17 protein-coding genes and 1 tRNA gene are annotated in these 19,694 nt (G+C 51.4%); 1 reads left to right on the forward strand and 17 read right to left on the reverse strand.

Features of this window, described 5'->3' with window-relative positions:
* Positions 1 to 6: 6 nt before the first annotated feature.
* The 8 genes from LJ739_RS05945 to LJ739_RS05980 form a co-directional block, all read right to left on the reverse strand.
* Positions 7 to 1,236 carry a lipoprotein-releasing ABC transporter permease subunit gene (locus LJ739_RS05945; protein WP_229158013.1) on the reverse strand — a complete coding sequence of 410 codons (1,230 nt, stop codon included), beginning with the start codon at positions 1,234 to 1,236 and terminating at the stop codon, positions 7 to 9.
* 1 nt (position 1,237) lies between these two features.
* Complete coding sequence (gene lolD, locus LJ739_RS05950) at positions 1,238 to 1,939, reverse strand: lipoprotein-releasing ABC transporter ATP-binding protein LolD (RefSeq protein WP_229158015.1); 702 nt, start codon at positions 1,937 to 1,939, stop codon at positions 1,238 to 1,240.
* A gap of 5 nt (positions 1,940 to 1,944) precedes the next feature.
* Positions 1,945 to 3,000 (reverse strand): CNNM domain-containing protein, encoded by a 1,056-nt coding sequence (locus LJ739_RS05955; protein ID WP_229158017.1) that lies wholly within the window; start codon positions 2,998 to 3,000, stop codon positions 1,945 to 1,947.
* Positions 3,001 to 3,083: 83 nt separating this feature from the next.
* Positions 3,084 to 4,493, reverse strand: a complete 1,410-nt coding sequence (locus LJ739_RS05960) for a M14 family zinc carboxypeptidase (protein WP_229158019.1) — start codon at positions 4,491 to 4,493, stop codon at positions 3,084 to 3,086.
* A 12-nt stretch (positions 4,494 to 4,505) separates the two neighbouring features.
* On the reverse strand, positions 4,506 to 5,387 hold the full coding sequence (locus LJ739_RS05965) for an alpha/beta fold hydrolase (RefSeq protein WP_229158021.1): 882 nt from the start codon (positions 5,385 to 5,387) through the stop codon (positions 4,506 to 4,508).
* Between the two features lie 50 nt (positions 5,388 to 5,437).
* Positions 5,438 to 6,706, reverse strand: a complete 1,269-nt coding sequence (locus LJ739_RS05970; protein WP_229158023.1) for a catalase family protein — start codon at positions 6,704 to 6,706, stop codon at positions 5,438 to 5,440.
* Positions 6,699 to 8,804 (reverse strand): di-heme-cytochrome C peroxidase, encoded by a 2,106-nt coding sequence (locus LJ739_RS05975; protein ID WP_229158025.1) that lies wholly within the window; start codon positions 8,802 to 8,804, stop codon positions 6,699 to 6,701. The genes LJ739_RS05970 and LJ739_RS05975 overlap by 8 nt, the downstream gene beginning before the upstream one ends.
* A gap of 46 nt (positions 8,805 to 8,850) precedes the next feature.
* Positions 8,851 to 9,759 (reverse strand): lipase family protein, encoded by a 909-nt coding sequence (locus tag LJ739_RS05980; RefSeq protein WP_229158028.1) that lies wholly within the window; start codon positions 9,757 to 9,759, stop codon positions 8,851 to 8,853.
* Between the two features lie 129 nt (positions 9,760 to 9,888).
* Between LJ739_RS05980 and LJ739_RS05985 the strand changes: the two genes are divergently transcribed.
* Positions 9,889 to 11,721, forward strand: a complete 1,833-nt coding sequence (locus LJ739_RS05985; protein ID WP_229158030.1) for a sensor domain-containing diguanylate cyclase — start codon at positions 9,889 to 9,891, stop codon at positions 11,719 to 11,721.
* A gap of 39 nt (positions 11,722 to 11,760) precedes the next feature.
* Here the strand turns inward: LJ739_RS05985 and LJ739_RS05990 are convergent, their stop codons facing one another.
* The 9 genes from LJ739_RS05990 to folP all read right to left on the reverse strand — a co-directional run bounded on the left by LJ739_RS05990 (position 11,761) and on the right by folP (position 19,693).
* The gene (locus LJ739_RS05990; RefSeq protein WP_229158038.1) at positions 11,761 to 12,072 is read right to left on the reverse strand and encodes a DUF1244 domain-containing protein; all 312 of its coding nucleotides are present in this window, start codon (positions 12,070 to 12,072) and stop codon (positions 11,761 to 11,763) included.
* Positions 12,073 to 12,141: 69 nt separating this feature from the next.
* Positions 12,142 to 14,259: a polyribonucleotide nucleotidyltransferase gene (pnp, locus tag LJ739_RS05995; protein ID WP_229158040.1), complete on the reverse strand. Its 2,118-nt coding sequence runs from the start codon at positions 14,257 to 14,259 to the stop codon at positions 12,142 to 12,144.
* Positions 14,260 to 14,409: 150 nt separating this feature from the next.
* A complete protein-coding gene (locus LJ739_RS06000; protein WP_229158042.1) occupies positions 14,410 to 14,802 on the reverse strand; it encodes an MmcQ/YjbR family DNA-binding protein in 393 nt (130 codons plus the stop codon).
* An 11-nt stretch (positions 14,803 to 14,813) separates the two neighbouring features.
* Complete coding sequence (locus LJ739_RS06005; RefSeq protein ID WP_229158044.1) at positions 14,814 to 15,848, reverse strand: serine hydrolase domain-containing protein; 1,035 nt, start codon at positions 15,846 to 15,848, stop codon at positions 14,814 to 14,816.
* 355 nt (positions 15,849 to 16,203) lie between these two features.
* Positions 16,204 to 16,290: transfer RNA gene (locus LJ739_RS06010), tRNA-Leu, on the reverse strand.
* 11 nt (positions 16,291 to 16,301) lie between these two features.
* Positions 16,302 to 16,655, reverse strand: coding sequence for a preprotein translocase subunit SecG (secG, locus tag LJ739_RS06015; RefSeq protein ID WP_229158046.1), 354 nt, complete (start codon positions 16,653 to 16,655; stop codon positions 16,302 to 16,304).
* 21 nt (positions 16,656 to 16,676) lie between these two features.
* Positions 16,677 to 17,477: a triose-phosphate isomerase gene (gene tpiA, locus LJ739_RS06020; protein WP_324254902.1), complete on the reverse strand. Its 801-nt coding sequence runs from the start codon at positions 17,475 to 17,477 to the stop codon at positions 16,677 to 16,679.
* A gap of 42 nt (positions 17,478 to 17,519) precedes the next feature.
* Complete coding sequence (gene glmM, locus LJ739_RS06025; protein ID WP_229158048.1) at positions 17,520 to 18,863, reverse strand: phosphoglucosamine mutase; 1,344 nt, start codon at positions 18,861 to 18,863, stop codon at positions 17,520 to 17,522.
* A complete protein-coding gene (gene folP / locus LJ739_RS06030; RefSeq protein WP_229158050.1) occupies positions 18,863 to 19,693 on the reverse strand; it encodes a dihydropteroate synthase in 831 nt (276 codons plus the stop codon). The genes glmM and folP overlap by 1 nt, the downstream gene beginning before the upstream one ends.
* Position 19,694 lies beyond the last annotated feature (1 nt).

The following is a 19,694-nucleotide window of genomic DNA, read 5'->3' on the forward strand; positions in this document are numbered from 1 at the left end:
CTTTCCCTACAACACCCGCGCAGGATCGATCTTACTGGCTGTACGTGCTGGATAAACCGTTGCAATAACGCTCAACGACAAGGCGATCAAAACCGTCGCAACCACGTCCGTGGGAGCCAGTTCCGATGGCAGGAAATCGATAAAATAAATGTCGCCGGACAACAGGGTAATACCCAGCACAGATTCAATACCTCGGGCGATATCACTCAGGTTCTGTGCCACCAACACACCGGCGCCCGCCCCTATCAATGTGCCGACAAAACCGTTAATCAGCCCCTGCAACATAAAAACCTGCGTTATCAGGCTTCCACGGGCGCCCAGCGTCATGAGCATTGCCACTTCAGCGCGTTTTTCACTCACCGCCATCACCAGTGTCGACACAATGTTGAAACAGGCCACGGCAATCAACAAAGTCAGTGCCAGGTAAACCACACTTCTGACCAATTGAATATCCTGATACAAATGCCCCTGGGTTCTGGTCCAGTCTGACATGTAAACATGCTGCTTTACGCTGTAGCCAATGTTGTACATTGCGGAAGGCGCAACAAAAGGATCATGGAATTGCATTCTGAGGCCTTGAGCGCCGGTCTCTACGCCCAGAATAGCAGCACTTTTTTGCAGTTGAATGAGCGCCAGATGATTGTCCAGTTCGCCGCCAATGCTGATTTCACCGACAACCGTCAACCACACTGCCTTTGGCGCCGCAAAGGTTAAATCATCGCTCAGGCTCGGTAACAACAATTGCACCGTGTCGCCGATGGAGACCGCCAGCTTTTGTCGCGCACCTTTACCCAACAGAATGCCATTCTGCTGGGCACTGAATGCTGCCCACTGCTGAGCTGGGATTAACGACGCCAGTCGACTGCTGGCCGCATACTCAGGATCAACGGCTGTCACGGTGATAGCCTTCATCGTTGACCCCTTCTGCAACATACCGGTTGCTTTGGAATACGGCTCGACATGCGCAATGCGTGGGTCTTTGGCCAATTGTTCGAGCAATACCGGCCAATCTTGCAAACCCTTGGCGCCTACCGCCCAGACTTCACCGTGTGGCACCGCGGATAAAATCCGCTGTTTCAACTCACGTTCAAAGCCGTTCATGACCGATAGCAACACGATCAGCACAAAACAGCCGAGACCTATGCCCAGTGTCGAAGACGCAGAGATAAAGGAAATAAAGCCGTTTTGACGCTTACTGGACCGCAACCGCCAGGCCAGTTGCCATACCAAAGCCATGTTACGGTTCCCACGGTGACAATACACCGTCAGTCAGTGACAGCACCCGTCCCATGCGCTGAGCGAGTGCTGTGTCATGGGTTACCACGATGAAACTGGTGCCCAGCTCCTGCTGCAAAGACGACAGCAGCGCATAAATACCGTCACCGGTTTTATGATCCAGGTTACCGGTAGGCTCATCTGCCAATACCAACTGTGGTTTAGTGACCAACGCACGGGCAATGGCTACTCGCTGACGTTCACCGCCGGATAATTGTGAGGGGCGATGCTGACTACGATGTTCAAGTCCAACCTGTGCCAACATCGCCTGGGCGTCATTCAATGCTTGTTTTTTGGGCGTGCGCCGGATGAGCAGTGGCATCGCGACATTTTCAATCGCACTGAATTCCGGCAACAGGTGATGGAACTGGTATATAAATCCCAGTGAGCGATTACGAAACGCTGCACGCTGCTTCTCATTGAAGCTAAAGATATCTTCACCATCAAACAAAACCTGACCGGAAGAAGGCTGGTCCAGTGCGCCAAGAATATGCAGCAAGGTGCTTTTACCGGAGCCGGAACTGCCAAGAATGGCCACTTTTTCTCCGCGCCCCATTTCGAATTCAACGTCCTTTAACACTTCAACGCGGGACGCGTCTTCCTGATAGTGTTTGGACAGATGCAAACATTGTAACAATGGCCCTGGGCCAGTCGATGGATTCATGCTAATTACTGCTCTGGGGTGGCTTGCATACGGGATTTCTCCCGACGACGCATCATCATGCGGGCGAGCTTTTTCATGCTGGTGGCTTTATCGGTCTCATCGACAATTTCGATGCCCAACAAGGTTTCCAACAGATCTTCTAAGGTCAAAATCCCTTCAAGACCGCCGTATTCGTCAACAACCAGCAGCATATGCACACGGTTTTTGGTGAAATAGTCAAAGCTGTTTCTCAGTGGCATCGAAGCCAACAACGTACTCATGTCTTTACGGTACGCAGACAACGGCTTATCGCCGTTACCCCGAGCGTGGGCCAGTAGCAAATCGGATTTTAAAACAAACCCACTGATATGCTCCGGCTCGTTGTTCTCATACACCGGAATGCGTGAAAAAGACGTGTCCTGGTGTTTATGAAAAAACGCTTCGACACTGAGGGTTTCTGGTAAGGAAAACACCACCGTTCGGTGGGTCATCGCATCTTTTATCCGCAACGCATCCAGATTTAGCAGGCTGTGTAACAATACCGCTTCGTGTTCAGCGATTTGCCCTTCTTCTTTGGACAATGCCGCCATGGCCTGCAACTCTCCACGACTAAGACCTCGCAATGGGCTGTCTTCCTTAAAACCACGGGTGAGGAATTGAGCCAACCACACAAACGGGCCCAAGAGCCAAGTAAGGTAGTGCAGAAAATAAGCCACGCTAGGGGCCAGTTGGCGCCAATAGGTTGCACCCAGTGTTTTTGGAATGATTTCTGACAATACCAGGATCAATAATGTCAGTACCGCTGATGCGATACCCAGATACGCATCGCCAAACACAACCGCGGCTTGCGCGCCAGCACCGGCCGCACCCATCGTATGGGCAATCGTATTCAAAGTAAGGATGGCAGACAACGGACGATTAATGTCCTGTGTTTGATTGGCCAGTAGCTCCCCGTAACCACGCCCCTCTTCTTTGGCAACGGAAATAAAAGCCGATGAAACACTGAGGATGACCGCCTCAGCAACAGAACACAAAAACGAGAAACCCAGTGCAATCGCAACGTAGGTGATCAGCAGCAACATGGCAGCAGAAATTCCTTTTTAACGCGAGAAAACTCAACAATTATGAAGCCGCAATGCTCGCAAATGACGTGCAAGATCACAACCTAAATATACTGATTCAGACTCTCTCCCCGTTCAAGGTCGATCACCGTATCACCCAGCACAGCGTAGCGAAGGGATTTATTGGCAATAAACCAGACCTGTTGGTTGCCCAGCGTCGGACCGCTGACACTGGCGTCTGAGCCCGTTTTCTGCTGCCAGATTGCAGGCCAGCCACTGGTGTTGTTTAGCAACGATGACTCGCCACAAAACAGGCCCTGCCCCTGGCGCAGATATTCAAGGTAGGTTTCCTGGCTGAGTGTTACAGGCTCATCCAATGTTACTTTTTCAGCAGCACGGAACGACAATCCCCGCGCATCAATACCAACGAAACCATTGAGATGACGTAAATCACCGATATCAACAACACCATTGGGGCTGACATCCGAGCGGTTAATGCCGACATCAACGGCAAAATTTTCGCTCCCGTCAGGCGCGACCTGCAAATGCTGAATCAATACATCCACCCGCTCATCATCGACATTCAATGGTAATTGCCAATAGGCATCGTCGCGGTAATTCACGTCATTGTCGTGATGGTAGGTAAGGATACCGTCCAGCGCCGCTAACACAGTCATGGCAACGACTTTTCGTGGTACTGACCGGGTTTGATCACCGCCCAAATAACCGGATTCCAGTAGCATACAACTTATCCCTTTGCTGGAAGCAAAGTCACCAAACGCGCGGCTTGAGTAGGGGCTACGATAACGGGACAAATAGTCCTGTAAACTGCTGGGCAGGTAACCTAACACATGGCTCAGAACCCTTGCAGCACGGGCCCGGGCAGGCGTTACGGTACCGCCACTATTGGCAGGCGGCGTCAGTACAGCCATCACAGACGGTAACCCGCTACCTTGGGCAGTATAAAAACGGGATTGATCGTGCATATTAAACGCGTAATCTGGCTTCAGATTGAGTAAACACTGATGCAACACCCGGCCTTCGGGGCTCTGTAGCGCTGAGGCATCCCGGTTAATGTCGATGCTTTGTGCATTGTGGCGGGTATTTGCATCAGCGCCATCAGGATTTAACATCGGCAAAAAATGAAACGTCATCAGTCGCGACCAGTCTTTCCACAGCGTGTCTTCTTCGTCGTTCAGTAGCATACACACAGCGTCCAGCAACGCCGCGGTGGAAACCGGTTCATTGCCGTGCATCTGGCTCCAGGCAAACACGGAAATAGGCCCCTGACCAATGGAATACAACCACAGCGGTTGTCCAAGATAACTGCTACCCACCTGTCGACGACGTACCAAGGGATGCTGTTGCAGTTCTGCCAAAAGCACCGAAAAGTCCTCAACCGTGCGCGGTGCATCACCAAGCCCGGATGCCGAATACTGTTGGTAGAATTGTTCAATGTCCCAGGGGGCACCATTGAGCCATTCCGACAAACTGAGGTGGGTCTTATGTACCATGACGGTTCCTGTTTACAGTTTTAATAACGGAGGCTCGGTACGTAAAAATTCCCGCACCATCCGCACCGTTTCTTCAGGTCTTTCTTCCATTGGAATATGCCCTGCTCCTTCCACAACCCTGACGGAAGCGGATTGGATAGTATCGCCAAAACGTGCCGCATTTTGGGGTGCAATCCAGCGATCCTCGCTCCCCCACAGAATGAATGTAGGCATCAACAGTTCTGGTAAGCGATCCACAGCATAGTTATAGGTGGTATTGGCACGAACCACAAAGGCATGTCGGTTGCCCTCGCGCAATAACATGTCCCAGTAACGGTCGATTTGTTCGTCAGTCACTCGCTGGGGTTCACCATAGACCTCACGAACATTGCGGGCAACCAACGCCCTTGGCGTCAGGAATTCGAGCAGCGGAGCCGTTAACGGATTTCGGGCCAGTCTCAAGGCACGAGGCAACTCGGCTTGCGGGTACCCTGCAGTATTGACCAAAATTAGCCGCTCAACCTGTTGTGGGTAATGTAACGCGTAATCCCAGGCAATGCCCCCGCCTAAACTATTGCCGGCCAGAATTACCTGCGAATAACCCAGTGTGGACAAAAATTGATGGAGAAACGAGCGGTAGTAGCGAAGGCTGTAATCGGAATCGGGGTTTGGCCCGGTCAAACCAAACGCGGGCAAATCCAATCGAATAACGGTGTGATCTTGGGACAAATTGCTCGCCCACCCATCCCAGGTATGTAACGATGATGCGGTACCGTGCAAAAGGACTATCGCAGGCCCTTTGCCTTCTTTGCGATAATGGGTTTCAACCCCCATCACATTCACAAACGCCGACGCTTCAGTGGTGTATTTACTTTTCAGCGTTTCGACTGGAATATCGGCTTGATACGCCCACATCAGCGCCGCCGATAGAACGAGTAATAGCAATATGAAAACGCGTTTTAGCATCACTTATCTACTCTTTCGCAATGACTCTCACGGGGTTTATCATCCAACGGTTGCGTCAGGCTGTCAAAACACCGCGGCAGAGGCCATTCGGGTTTGCTGTGAATGATATCCTTTAACGGGTTACAGTCAGGCTCACCGGGCAGGCACCAATCGGTGGGTGTAGCGACACTGGCATCGTTTTGCTGATGTCGATAAGCGGACACCGCCTGATACACGACTCGCCGCGCTCGATTCAGACTGCCCAGAGGTTCCCATTCACCCACGCCGTGCCACGGATTCATCGACAGGTTTTCACAAAACTGTTGCTGATTTTCCGACGTAAATAACTGTGGCGGTATCATCACTCTGGCTACGGGTACAAACGGTGAGTCTTTCTCTGACCAAATAACCGAAGCATCATCGACCGGCATGTTTGCCCCGGGGACTTTGTCCTGAAACATTACGTCGAAACAGGCCCCTTTGCGCAACAAATGCTGCTGCATATTGGTGGTCAGAAAATCCTTGTCAGAGGTATCGACCTTATCGTCAAGTACCATCCCCGGGCAGGCTTTCGCGGAGAATTTGACCACTGACTGTCCAATACGATAAGGCAGCATCGAGTAATACTGGGGCTGCAAGGGTGTGGCTATGGTTTTGGACACGGTCTGGATTGCCCGGTAAAAAAGCCGCGGGTGCAGACGGGGTGGAAACAAGCTGATGAAATAGCGTGTGCGCTGCAACTTGGCCAGATAATGCATGTCTTCTACATAATCAAACACGTTGCGGTTAAAAAACGCCGGGGTGTTGGTCATGATAAAGTCCTGTGCAGCAGGTCCCTCAAACTCAGGCGCGATTTTATTCCCCTTTACGCCCACCACTTTGATGGCCATGCCTCTGGCATCAGGTTTACTGTCTGCCTGCACCGTCATATCACCGTTAGAAAAGCGGATCCAGGCCTGATACTCCTGGCCCGGCACAGAAAAAATACTGTGTTGATACTGAGCGGGTATATCGCCATTGACCGAAAAGGTTGCACGTAAACACCCGGTCGCTTTGGCGTGGGCGTCCCGTCGGTAAGGCAATCCGTTAATTTTTTCTGCACGCCTGGAGATTTCCCGCCCTAACGACATTGCCTGATTGATCGCATCGATTTCTTGCTGGGAGATTTCCATTCCCCAGTGTTGCTCGATGCTATCGTTAATGCCCTTGTGGGTTGCATCGGGCTCCTGGGCAAATCCCGCCGTACTGAGGCTCAACGTCAACATTCCGAGCAGCATAGATTTAGCCATGGTTATGCCTCCACTGTTGAGACACATGCTGTTGCAAACTAGCCTTACAACTGGCTTCCAACGTTGGATCAACAGGTGCCTTCGGATACTGGGCCCAATTCAACGGATCTCCGCCCAAGGCATCACTGTAATCGGGGTTGCCCATCACTTTGAGGTATTCAAGCAGCGCCAGACGCTCCTGCTCGCTCAGCAGTTTTCCGATACGTCCAGGCATCTGGACGTCGGTGAACAAGTGACCGGTATTGTGGTTGCCAGCAATGCGCGTGTCGTGTTTAAAGCTGCCCGGCCCCGGTATGCTCCGATAACCTAATTTATCCGGATCATATTCACGGTTCCCCACATAGAACGTGCTTGGCCGCGCCCGAAGCGGTGACAGCAAATCGTAAATCGTTGGCACTGATCCATTGTGTAAAAACGGGGGTGTGGCCCACACACCATGCAGCGGTCTGGCTTTATAGCCACGACGATTGGTTATCCTAAATGGCACATTCATACCATCGTATTCGGCAATGTCCTGTTCAGGTACCGACCAACGCTGGTAAAGGGTTGGCACCAAACGGTTGAGGAGCACTTCAAGTCCGTTGCCCGCATTAACAGGCGGGGCACCGGCCAACACTTTGGTGGCGTCGTAGGTATTGTCCATGAAGTTGTTCGCCAGCTTGGCATCGGTTCCGACTGTTTGGGTACTGATCCAAGGAATCGACCAGATTTGTTCGCGCCAGTCTTTACGCACCGGATTGCCCTTGTCATCGTAGCTGATATCACCGGCCATATCCCACTGCCAGTTGACATCAATCTGATTTGCAGGATTGTCACCGGCTTTTGCAGCAACCGGCCAGTCATAAGGAGCCGAGGTATGTGGACCATGACAATGCTGACACCGGTCGCCAAACAGTTCTTTGCCCTGCCGGGCTCGTTCGATATCGATGTTGCCGAGCACTTCAGCAGGCCATCGTGGTGGCTCAAGCGACCGCAGAACACCTTCTACACAATGCATACCATCAACATCCACCAGGGTCTCTCCAAAATCCTTCCCGCGGATCAGGTTTCCTTGTGCATCAACCAGTTTAATCGGCGCCAACACCCCCAATGCTTCGCCTACGTTGCGCGCCATCGCCTGGTTAGTGAAACCGGTATATTGCACCCAGTCGAAACGCCAGATATCCCATACAAACGGATAACTGGCAGGCGCATCGGCCTTACGATAATTGTCAGGCACGTCGAGATCATATCCGAATACCACATTGGCAATACGTCCTACCGCATCGGTACGCCCACGCCCCTCTTCAACGGGATACCACTGTGGCGCCCCAGGTCCTTTCATAAACCCCAGCATTTGTTTGATGTATGCCCAGAACTCATCCCGAAGTACACCTTCTGCCTCATCATCCTGACCCACCATTCGGGTAGCAAAGCGTGACCATTTCCAAGGGTTAAAATAGGTTTCCAGCGAAGCGGCTGCCAAGGTGGTGATAAACTCGCCGCGCTTTGCCGTTGGCACGCTCTGCATTGCCTGCCCGCCATCGACTCGCAATGCGACGCCTTGATAGTGCAGTTCGCCGGTGTGACACATTGCACAACCCAGATCCAGCTTCTGCTCACCGCTAATGGGATCGATGTGTTGACTGAACCCTACCGGTAGGTTTCCGGGATTTCGTGCGCTGGGACGCTGTGCCGGATCAACAATGAACCCCCACCCGCGCATGTTGGTCTCACTGGCCAGACGTTCATGAGACAAAGGCAATTCGAGGTTTACCAGCCAGTCATAGCGTAAGCCAAGCAGCTCCGTGCCCTGCGGCGTGTGATAATAGGTTTGCCGTTGCTCATCACTCCACCCGCCGTTTAAGTACACCACTCGGTGCACCGACTCCTGGGTCAGATTAGGCGCCAGAAACACAGTCAGTGCGTGGTAAATCAACACACCAATCGTGACAGTCGCCAGCGAGCGTCTGAACCAGCGAGGGCCTATGGCGCGCCATACACCAAAGATGGCCTTACAGATCCTGACTATCCACCCCACGAACGCCATGACCATGCGTTTTATGACCCGCCAGAATGCATCCCATGTATCCCCTATCCAATCCAGAAAAGACCGCATTGTAGTTCCCCTTAGGCTGTTATTGTTATTGTTTGCCTGTTGATGATTAATTGTCGATGTATTGTTTGCGCTGTGCGTAGGCGATCGGTTCCGACCGGTGCAACTTACTGTTAATGTTGTGCAGGTAATGTTTCATAAAATGCGCTTTTACACTGACGTCGGTAATATTGTCCCAGAATGACTCTGCATGGGTTAAACGCTGTAAATGCATGTCTTCGTAGACGTAAAATTTTCCCTCTAGCAGAATCACTTCAGTTCCCATGTGCGCATACGCACCATGTAAAGAGTCAAGTACGCTGAGCGGCGGTAACAGAGGGACAACATCATTTTCATCAACCACACGCATTAATCTGAGGTGCGCATATTTTTCAATCCCGGCTTTGTCTGTCACTTTCGGCTGGCCAAAATTGATTGATGGCGCCACCCTGAAGCCCTCTTTATCCAGGTACATCATCAGTAACGTAGAAATGGCTGCGCCCAACGAATGGCCGGTCAGTACCACCTCGCGATCGGCTTGCAGGAACGGCCGAAGATCATCAAGAACCTTTTGCGCGTCACGATCAAAGCCGTCATGAACGTATATACCCAATGTCGAGTTAAACGACTGTAAGTATTCGGCGTCCTCTTTCGCGTTGTCGAGGTTATAAGTCCCTCTGATACTAATGATTTGTTGTTGTGCATTCGGGTGCTCGATAAAGTACTGTACATCGATACCTTCAACCGTCGCCACGTGCACCGTATCCGGAAAAGCTTCCCTGATCGCAGCCGGGTCATCATAAGCTGCATTTGCACGTTTTGCGTACCAATGCACACGGTGGAAGTCCACCGCTTGTGTTTCGACCTCGGTATTGTTGTTACATCCGACCAGTAGCACAAACCCGGCACAAACGAGCCCAGCGCTGATTACGCACTTAAAAATGCCCCTTGCACGTCCTTTAAGGCCTGTCTTTTTCATAGGCAAAACGCCCCTTCTCCTGTACGCTACAGCACATTATCAGTCATTGTTACCCTGGATTGACGGTCTTTCTTCACGACACAGCCGACGTTAGACCGACGGGTAAATTTTTTATTCCACTGAAGTATCATGCATGTAAAACAAGAATTCCAGCATTTCATGTTTACTATCAAGAAGATAGCTACACCCATATTGCTGCTGTTGAGTGTACTGGCTAGCACAGACACTTTCGCCTCGGTTGATGTCAATCGTCACAGTGATGGCGACAGCACCATCAATGACATGTCCGTGTGGTTTGACCCGAGCAATGAACTGACCGTGCAACAAGCAGACACGGCATGGCACAACGGCGAATTTTCACCCTTGTCCAGCAAAGGGTCGACCGGATTGCGTCAGGGTGCCGTGTGGGCTCGCTTTACACTGCACAACACCGAACGCACTCCACTGACCCTGCACCTGGAGTATGTTGATCATCAGGTGATTGGGATCCAGGCGTTTGCACAAGGCAACAATGCCGGCATGTTTGAGCAAATTGCCGATTTATCCCTGCGCAAGCCTTTTAGTACACGGCAGTATCCACACCATCGGTTTGTGTTCGAAACCCAGATTCCTGCCGGCCAGAGCCGTGTCTATTACATCAAGTACATCTCCGATGGCATGGGTTTTACCTTTCCGGCATTGCGCGTATGGGAGCCAAACCACCTGCGCGCCACCCAAACCATCGAAACCAGTGCGATTGCGTTTTTGCTCGGTGGCTTCTTCCTGATGTCAATATTTGCCTTTGTCGGTGGTATCGCAACCGGTGAACGGTTTTTCTACATCTACTCGTTCTATTCATTGTCAAAAATCACCGCGTGGGCAACCATACTGGGCTTCACCCATCAGTTTATTCTGACCACGGGGTTCCATTGGAGCTACATGTCAATGACCGGGGCCATCACGATATTTTTCGGTTTGTTGTTTGCACGCAACTTCCTGCAAACCAAAGAGCACACCCCGCGCTTAGATTGGGTGTTGCTGCTGATGATGGCAAACGCGATTTTTCTGTTTGTCTGCGCCATCTTTAAACTCACCACCCTTACCGTCGTTTCCATCACCATCGCTTTACTGCTGTATCCGGTGATGTCAGTGATTGGTATTCGTCGCTGGATCCAGGGTTCCAAAGAGGCAGCGGTTTTCGCGTTGGCCTGGAGTTTTCTGGTCATAGGCCTTGTTGTTCAGGCCTTGCGCGATATAGGTTTGGTAGAACACAACTTTTTTAACTACTACTGGCCGCCATTTGCAAGCTACACCGAGATGGTCGTCATCATGGCAGCCATGGGCGTAAAAGTGCGCGGTTTACGACGCCAAAAGGACCGTGCTGAGCAGCGTTACACCGAACACCTGGAGCGCTCCAAAGCGGAATTGGAGGAGCTTGTCATGGAACGCACCCGTGATCTTGAACAAGCCAAACACAAAGCAGAACAGGAAGCCCGCACAGACGCCCTGACCGGTACCCGAAACCGGCGTAGCTTCTTTGCCGAATCTGAACGCTTGCTACAGCGTTGCAAAACCAGTGACATCACCTTTAGCTTATTGATGTTTGACATCGACCATTTCAAAAGCATCAATGATAATTTCGGTCATGTTATGGGAGACGAAGCCTTGCGCGCCTTTGCAACAGCTATCGGTTCTAAATTAAGGGATTCCGATGTGTTCGGCCGTATCGGCGGAGAAGAATTCTCCTTGCTGTTATGTGGTAGCAAAGAAGAAGCGATGCAAACCGCCGATCGGTTGCGCCAGGAAATCGCTGACCTGCACATTGACACTCCCAAAGGCCCGTTAACACTGACCACCAGTGTGGGTGTCGCTCACCTCACCAATGAAACCTTACTGGATGAACTGGTCAATCTGGCCGACAAAGCGTTGTACAGTGCAAAGCAATCCGGACGCAATAAAGTCGTAGAATGCGATCAGAATTAGCGGCGTTCTGATAATTCCCGCCGGATCAAAAAAGGCAACCTACGGGTTGCCTTTTTTCTTGGCTTGTTGACGGGCTTCAAACTGCTGCATTTGTTGTTCTGTTGCCGGCAATTGATAGTTGTCTTTCCATTCACTGTAGGGCATCCCGTAAATGCGCTCCCGGGCCGCTTCGTAGTCTATATCTTCACCACGCTCCTTTGCTTCTGCACTATACCACTTGGCCAGGCAGTTTCGGCAAAAATCGGCCAGTATCATCAAATCGATATTTTGCACATCCTTGTTGTCATCCAGATGCTTTAAGAAGCGCCTGAAGGTTGCGGCTTCAATTTCGATTGCTGTTTGTTGGTTCATTATTAACGCTCCGTTTCGCAATGACAAAAAAGGGAGCCGAAGCTCCCTTTTTACACGGGATAAACCCGATTATTCCTGATTGTCACTGTTGTCAGCAGCCTGTGGCTTTTCCAACAGTTCTTTGATGCTTAAACGCACACGGTTCTGACGGTCAATTTCCATCACTTTTACATCAACCATCTGACCTTCTTCAAGGTAGTCAGACACTTTATTGACTCGCTCGTGAGCGATTTGAGAAATGTGTACCAGGCCTTCTTTACCTGGCAACACCTCAACGAAAGCACCGAAGTCAACGATACGGGTAACTTTGCCGTGGTAGGTTTTACCCGCTTCCACTTCAGCAGTTACCTGCTCAATGCGTTCGATCGCTTTTTCAGCTTTGGCCAGTTCGGTAGCGAAGATCTTAATGGTGCCATCATCTTCAATTTCGATGTTGGTTTCAGACTCTTCGGTGATAGAACGGATCATAGCGCCGCCTTTACCGATAACGTCGCGAATCTTATCCTGATCAATTTTCAGGGTGTAAATACGCGGTGCGAAATCAGACAGCTCTTCACGGTGACCGCTGATAGCCTGATCCATAACACCCAGGATGTGCAAGCGGGCTTCTTTAGCCTGCTTCAATGCAACTTGCATAATTTCCTGAGTGATACCTTCGATCTTGATATCCATTTGCAGTGCGGTAACACCTTCGCTGGTACCGGCAACTTTAAAGTCCATGTCACCCAAGTGATCTTCGTCACCCAGGATGTCAGACAGAACCACAAAATTGTCATCGCTCTTCACCAGGCCCATCGCGATACCGGCAACGGATGCTTTAATCGGTACACCAGCATCCATCAATGCCAACGAGGTACCACACACAGAAGCCATGGACGATGAACCGTTGGATTCGGTGATTTCAGATACCACACGTACGACGTACGGGAATTCTTCCATCGACGGCATAACCGCCTGGATGCCGCGCTTAGCCAAACGACCGTGACCAATCTCACGACGCTTAGGAGAACCGATCATGCCGGTTTCGCCCACACAGTAAGGAGGGAAGTTGTAGTGCAGCATGAAGCGGCTGTTGGTGGTACCCGACAATTCATCAATCATCTGCGCATCACGCTCGGTACCTAATGTCGCCGCTACCAGTGCCTGTGTTTCACCACGGGTAAACAAGGCTGAACCGTGAGTACGCGGCAAAATACCGGTATTTACGTCAAGTGCACGGATCATATCCGGTTCACGACCGTCGATACGGGGTTGACCGGCCAGAATGCGAGAACGCACAACGTCACTTTCCAACTCGTGCAACAGTTCGTTGGCTTCGCCAGTATCCAGCTCAGGATCTTCCTCAAGCAATGCTGCAACGGTTTTTTCTGTCACTGCAGTGACAGCGTCTTTACGCGCCATCTTGTCGGAAATCTGGTACGCAGCAGTCATATCAGCTTCTGCCAGAGCCTTGATCTTGGCTTTCAGATCAGTGTTCTGCGCAGGAGGCTGCCAGTCCCAACGCTCGGTGCCCACTTCTGCAGCGAACTCTTTAACCGCGTTGATGACGGTCTGGCTTTGCTCATGACCGAACATAACCGCGCCAAGCATGGTTTCTTCAGACAGGATGTCGGCTTCTGACTCAACCATCAGAACAGCACTTTCAGTGCCGGCAACCACCAGGTCCAATTGACTCTCGGGTTGCTCTGATGCCAGGGTGTTCAGCAGGTATTGTCCGTCTTTGTATCCGACACGAGCGGCACCGATTGGGCCACTGAACGGGATACCGGAAATTGCCAATGCGGCAGACGTACCAATCATCGAAATGATGTCGGTAGGAATGTCAGGGTTGGCGGATACCACGGTGATCACAACCTGTACTTCGTTCATGAACCCTTCCGGGAACAGTGGACGGATAGGACGGTCGATCAGACGGGCAATCAATGTTTCATTTTCTGACGGGCGACCTTCACGCTTGAAAAAACCGCCGGGAATTTTACCCGCAGCATAAGTTTTTTCCTGATAGTTCACTGTCAGAGGGAAGAAGCTCTGGTCGGGTTTGGCTTCTTTTTTACCCACCACACTTACCAGTACTGCAGTGTCGTCCATGCTTGCCATTACAGCAGCAGTGGCCTGACGTGCAATTACACCGGTTTCCAGAGTTACAGTATGCTGTCCATACTGAAAAGTTTTAGTAATAGGAGTCACTATTAATCCTTTCAAATGTTTTATTTTCGCTTTTAAACGCGGCGCATAGTATAACGGCAGATGCAAGGAAGAGACAGTGAAATTTACCCCGATATTTGACTAATTGCCTTTAAAAACGGCCACTTTGCAGCGGTTACAAAGCCTCTGAGATCACAGTTTGTCCAACCCGAGTTGTTCTTCTCCGTATACCGAAACCAACCGTTTTCGGTCAGCCACTTTAAGCGAACTCACCACCAGTGCATAAGAATGATCTATCATCCGTTGGACCTCGCCTGCTGGCACAGAACCGTCGATGGTGACCGTATTCCAGTGTTTCTTATTCATGTGGTAACCAGGGACAACGGCGCGGAATAACTCCCGCAATAACAGCGCCTGATGAGGTTCACATTTGAGATTAACACTGGCCTGCCCGTCTTTGTCACTGGACAGGGTTGCAAACATCTTCCCTCCCACCTTAAACACCGCAACGTCTGGCCCAAACGGGTAGCATTGCTCACTGTCAGGTTTACTCAGCAGATAGTCCAACACACTGCTTATCGGCATACACACTCCTTTTACGGGTCTTCAATTGCGGCAACAATCCCGTTCATGACGGTTTTTCCGGTTGCATCACTCTGTTGCTGGGCCTGGCTTGCACTCACATCGTAGCGGTTCGTTGCAACAATCACCCATTGCCCTTCACTGCGGGTAAAAATGTACTGTCCACCCCACCCTGCAGCGACCTGATGGGGGTTCTCCCGTTGATTGGATAACCACCATAAATAACCATATCCGTCGATGCCATAATTCCCTGATGGGCCGGAGAACGACACATGAGATTGGGCCATTTGCTGGATCCACGCTTCTGAAACGATACGCCGTGGTTGTCCGGTGATGTTAATGGTCCCTTTTGCAGCCAGCAAGACGCCAAGTTTGGCAATGTCAGCAGCCCTTAATTGCAGCCCGGCAGAACCGTTTACACGGCCGTCTGCGAGACGCTCCCATGCAACGTGATCGATCGCCAATGGTTCGAACAGGTGTTGTTGAACAAAGGCATCAATATTGCCGTTCATTAACGTATCCAACATAACCCACAACAAATGCACCGCTGCTGAGTTGTAGTTGAACGTCGTGCCAGGCGTTTCTGCCAACGGACGAGACAGTAAAAAGTTCACCGGGTCCTGGCTTTGGCTCCAGGTGACAAACAAGCTGCCATCGTCTTCATCCCAGGTAAAACCACTGCGCATGGTGAGTAAATCCAGTATTCGTATGCCCGCCACCTCAGCTGACATGTCTGGGTACGCTTGCCATAGGACCTCGCCCACCGTCACGTCGAGACTGTCTATAACCCCTTTTTCCAGCGCGATTCCTACCACCAAGGCGGCAACGGTTTTCGTCACTGAGCGAACATGGTGTAGTGAAGCAGCGGATTGACCGTTGTAATAGGCTTCGGCGACCAGAGCCCCGTCTTTTAGCACCAATAGCGAGCGCAGCGCGGTGAGTGTCTGGGCACTGTCAAAAGCGGTTTGTAGTGCCGTGGGGTCGATCCCCGCCTGCTGAGGGGTCAGGTGTGAAAAAGCGTCACTTTGCGGGGTCGTGTTGACCGGCACCTGCCGGACGGGCCCTTGCTCCTCAGAGCTACCTCCACCGCCGCACCCACAGAGCAAGACGACCCACATTATGATGTAAATGCAACGCACCCTGGTTCACTCCATACGATAACGAATGGTTTAGCATACGGCTGTTTAGCAAAAGTAACAGCCCCTATTGCTCAAAAGGTGCACAGGAAGGGACAAACAGACAGTGACGCGGGATCAATGCGACGACACTCCGATTAACGTCTAGCCTGACCGTCGTCTGGCGACGACGTTCGGCGCTGCTCCCGGCAGCGCTCGTGAACCCGCTGTCTTGGCTTCAAGTCCGCTGTGTACATAAAAAAACCCGGCCAAAGCCGGGTTTATTTTATGGTGCGGAAGGCGGGACTTGAACCCGCACGTGATTGCTCACACAGCGACCTCAACGCTGCCTGTCTACCAATTTCAGCACTTCCGCAAAATCGTTAATTAGTTTGGTACGTCTGTGTCTGTCGCCGCAGGGGTTTCTTCCTGCGCAGGTACATCACCAGTGGCCGGTTGCGGTTCTGCAGGAACCTCAAGATTCTGCCATTCATCAACGGCTTTTTCGGTGCTGGCAGTCATGTTACCCAAGATCAGGCTGATCAAGAAAAACAACGTAGCCAGGACAGCCGTCGTGCGGGTCATGAAGTTACCTGAACCACCAGAGCCAAATACGGTGTTGGAACCGCCACCACCGAACGATGCGCCCATGTCAGCACCCTTGCCCTGTTGGATCAGTACCATACCAATCAGCGCCAGTGCGACGATGAGATATACAACAATCAATACTTCGTAAAACATGTTAAGCCTCTAGCTTCGCATTCAGGAATCTGCCGCCTGGCAAATTCGCAAAAATTCTTCGGGATCCAAACTGGCTCCCCCGATCAGTCCACCATCAACGTCCGGTTGACCGAACAGCTCGGCAGCGTTACTGCTTTTAACACTACCGCCGTATAAAATTCTTAACCCTTGAGCAACAGCTGGGTTATTTTTTGCGAGGTGTTCACGAATAAAACGATGAACATCCTGCGCTTGTTCCGGGCTTGCTGTTTTACCCGTGCCGATCGCCCAAATGGGTTCGTAAGCGACCACCATATGTTCAAAAGCATCAATGCCGACATGCGAAACAACCGCATCGATTTGCGCGGCCAGGTACTCATACAGATTACCACTGTCGCGGATATCTTCCGGTTCACCCACACAAAAGATGGGAGTGACCTCTGCCGCCAGTGCCATCGCAACTTTGTCGGCAACCAGACCGTTAGATTCATGCTGGTCAGCGCGACGCTCAGAATGGCCAACAATCACATACTGACAGTCTAACGCCTTAAGCATCTGCGCCGAAATTTCGCCAGTGTGAGCGCCATTTTCATACTCGCTCAGTGTCTGTGCACCCAGGGCAACATTGGCATCTGCCAACGCATGTAAAAAGACAAACGGTGGACATACAGCAACATCAACCTTGTTCAGTTGCGCCGTTGCGAAGGTTGACCGCATTGATTCGGCCAGCCCAGCGCTTCCGTTCATTTTCCAGTTCCCAGCTACCAAGGGACGGCGTTTATTGTTCACCTTTGCATCCTTAGCCCAGCGAAAAGCGGGCGAGATATTAACTAACCGAACCACATTATACAAGCGGATATTAGTAAAATACCCGCCTCGCGGTGTTTAACTGGCTACTTTGCGCACAACCTCAGCAATATGCTCAGACCACTGAATACTGAGCGACTCCTGATGCGCTTCTACCATCACTCGTATCAATGGTTCAGTGCCACTCTTGCGTAACAGTACACGTCCTTCTTTGCCCAATGCCCCTTCCGCCGTTTTTACTGCGGCTTCAACATCGACATGTTTGAGAGGATCGTCGGCACTGTCGGCAAAACGTACGTTGATTAACGTTTGCGGGAACATATCCAGCCCTTTGCTCAGTTCGTGCAGACTCATATCCGCCCGCAACATCGCCGTTAGCACCTGCAGACCGGCAACAATGCCGTCTCCGGTTGACGCCACGTTCAAGTTTAATACATGGCCGGAATTCTCTCCGCCTATAGCCCAGCCGCGCTCTTGCAGTTTTTCCATCACATAGCGGTCGCCCACTTTGCTGCGCACAAACGCAATGCCCAGCTTGTTTAATGCCAGCTCAAGGCCGAGATTACTCATTTGAGTACCCACAACACCACCATTGAGACGACCCGACTTGAGCGCATCACGGGCGATAATGTAGATAATTTGGTCACCATCGATGACATTACCCAGGTGATCGACCATCATAATACGGTCGCCATCACCATCGAGGGCAAAGCCCATGTCAGCCTGATGCTCAAGAACCGCATCCCTGGCCGCCTTCATCGATGTCGCACCGACCTTTTCATTGATGTTCAGGCCGTTAGGTTTGGTGCCGATCTCAATCACTTCCGCACCGAGTTCTGACAATACATTTGGCGCGATATGGTAGGTCGCACCATGGGCACAATCGACCACGATTTTCATGCCTTTGAGGGACAGGTCGGAAGGAAATGTGCCTTTACAGAATTCAATGTAGCGCCCTGCGGCGTCATCTATACGATACGCTTTACCCAGCTTATCTGAAGCCACACAGACCATTGGCATTTCCATCTGGCGTTCAATGGCCAGTTCAATATCGTCATCAAGCTTGAACCCGTCAGCTGAGAAAAATTTGATGCCATTGTCGTAGTAAGGGTTATGCGACGCGGAAATCACGATACCGGCTTCGGAACGAAACGTTTTGGTCAGATAGGCGATGGCAGGTGTCGGCATTGGACCCAGTAAGCCGATGTTGATACCGGCCGCAGAAAGGCCAGCCTCCAGGGCGGATTCCAGCATATATCCCGAAATGCGGGTATCCTTACCGATCAATACTTTATTGGTGCCCTGACCCGCCAGTACTTTACCGGCTGCCCAGCCCAACTTGGTGACAAACTCCGGATTGATAGCGGTCTCACCGACTTTGCCTCGAATGCCATCGGTACCGAAATATTTGCGTGAACCCATTATACGTTATCCTTATGTGGGAGTGCGTTTACCACTTTCACAGCATCTACACTGTCTTTTACATCGTGCACACGAATGATGTGTGCACCATACATAGCCGCAATTGTAGCGGCCGCAAGGCTACCTGCCAATCGATCTTCGGTCTGTCTGTTCAGTAACTGTCCAATCATGGATTTCCGCGACATGCCAACCAACAAAGGGACACCCAGGCGATGCAGCAAAGGCAGGTCTGCCAGCAACTGATAGTTGTGCTCCAGGGTTTTGCCAAAACCAAAACCGGGGTCAACCATTAAGCGATCACGACTCATTCCAGACTTTTCGCAAGCAACCATGCGTTGTTGCAGAAACTGCATCACATCATTGGTGACATCCGTGTAATGAGGGTCAGTCTGCATCGTGCGTGGCTGGCCCTGCATGTGCATCAAACACACTGCAGCACCGCTCGATACAGCCGCGTCTAACGCTCCGGGTTCCTGTAACGCCCGAACGTCGTTGATAAGCCCCGCGCCGGCCTTAACCGCTTCGCGCATCACCGATGCTTTGCTGGTGTCCACCGAAACAACCACATCGAGGTTGTTGGCGACCGCTTCGATGATTGGGATCACCCTATCCAGTTCTTCTTGTTCTGAAACAGCAGCGGCCCCTGGCCGGGTTGACTCTCCGCCAATGTCGATAAAATCTGCGCCGGCCTCAAGCATGGCTTGCGCATGTGACAATGCAGCATCCCGTTGGCGATACAAGCCGCCGTCTGAAAAAGAATCGGGCGTTACATTGAGTATCCCCATGATGCGGGGCCGGTCAAGCGAGAGTGTTTTGTTTTTGAAGCGCATG

This window comes from Fluctibacter halophilus (assembly GCF_020687825.1).
Lineage (GTDB): Bacteria > Pseudomonadota > Gammaproteobacteria > Enterobacterales > Alteromonadaceae > Fluctibacter > Fluctibacter halophilus.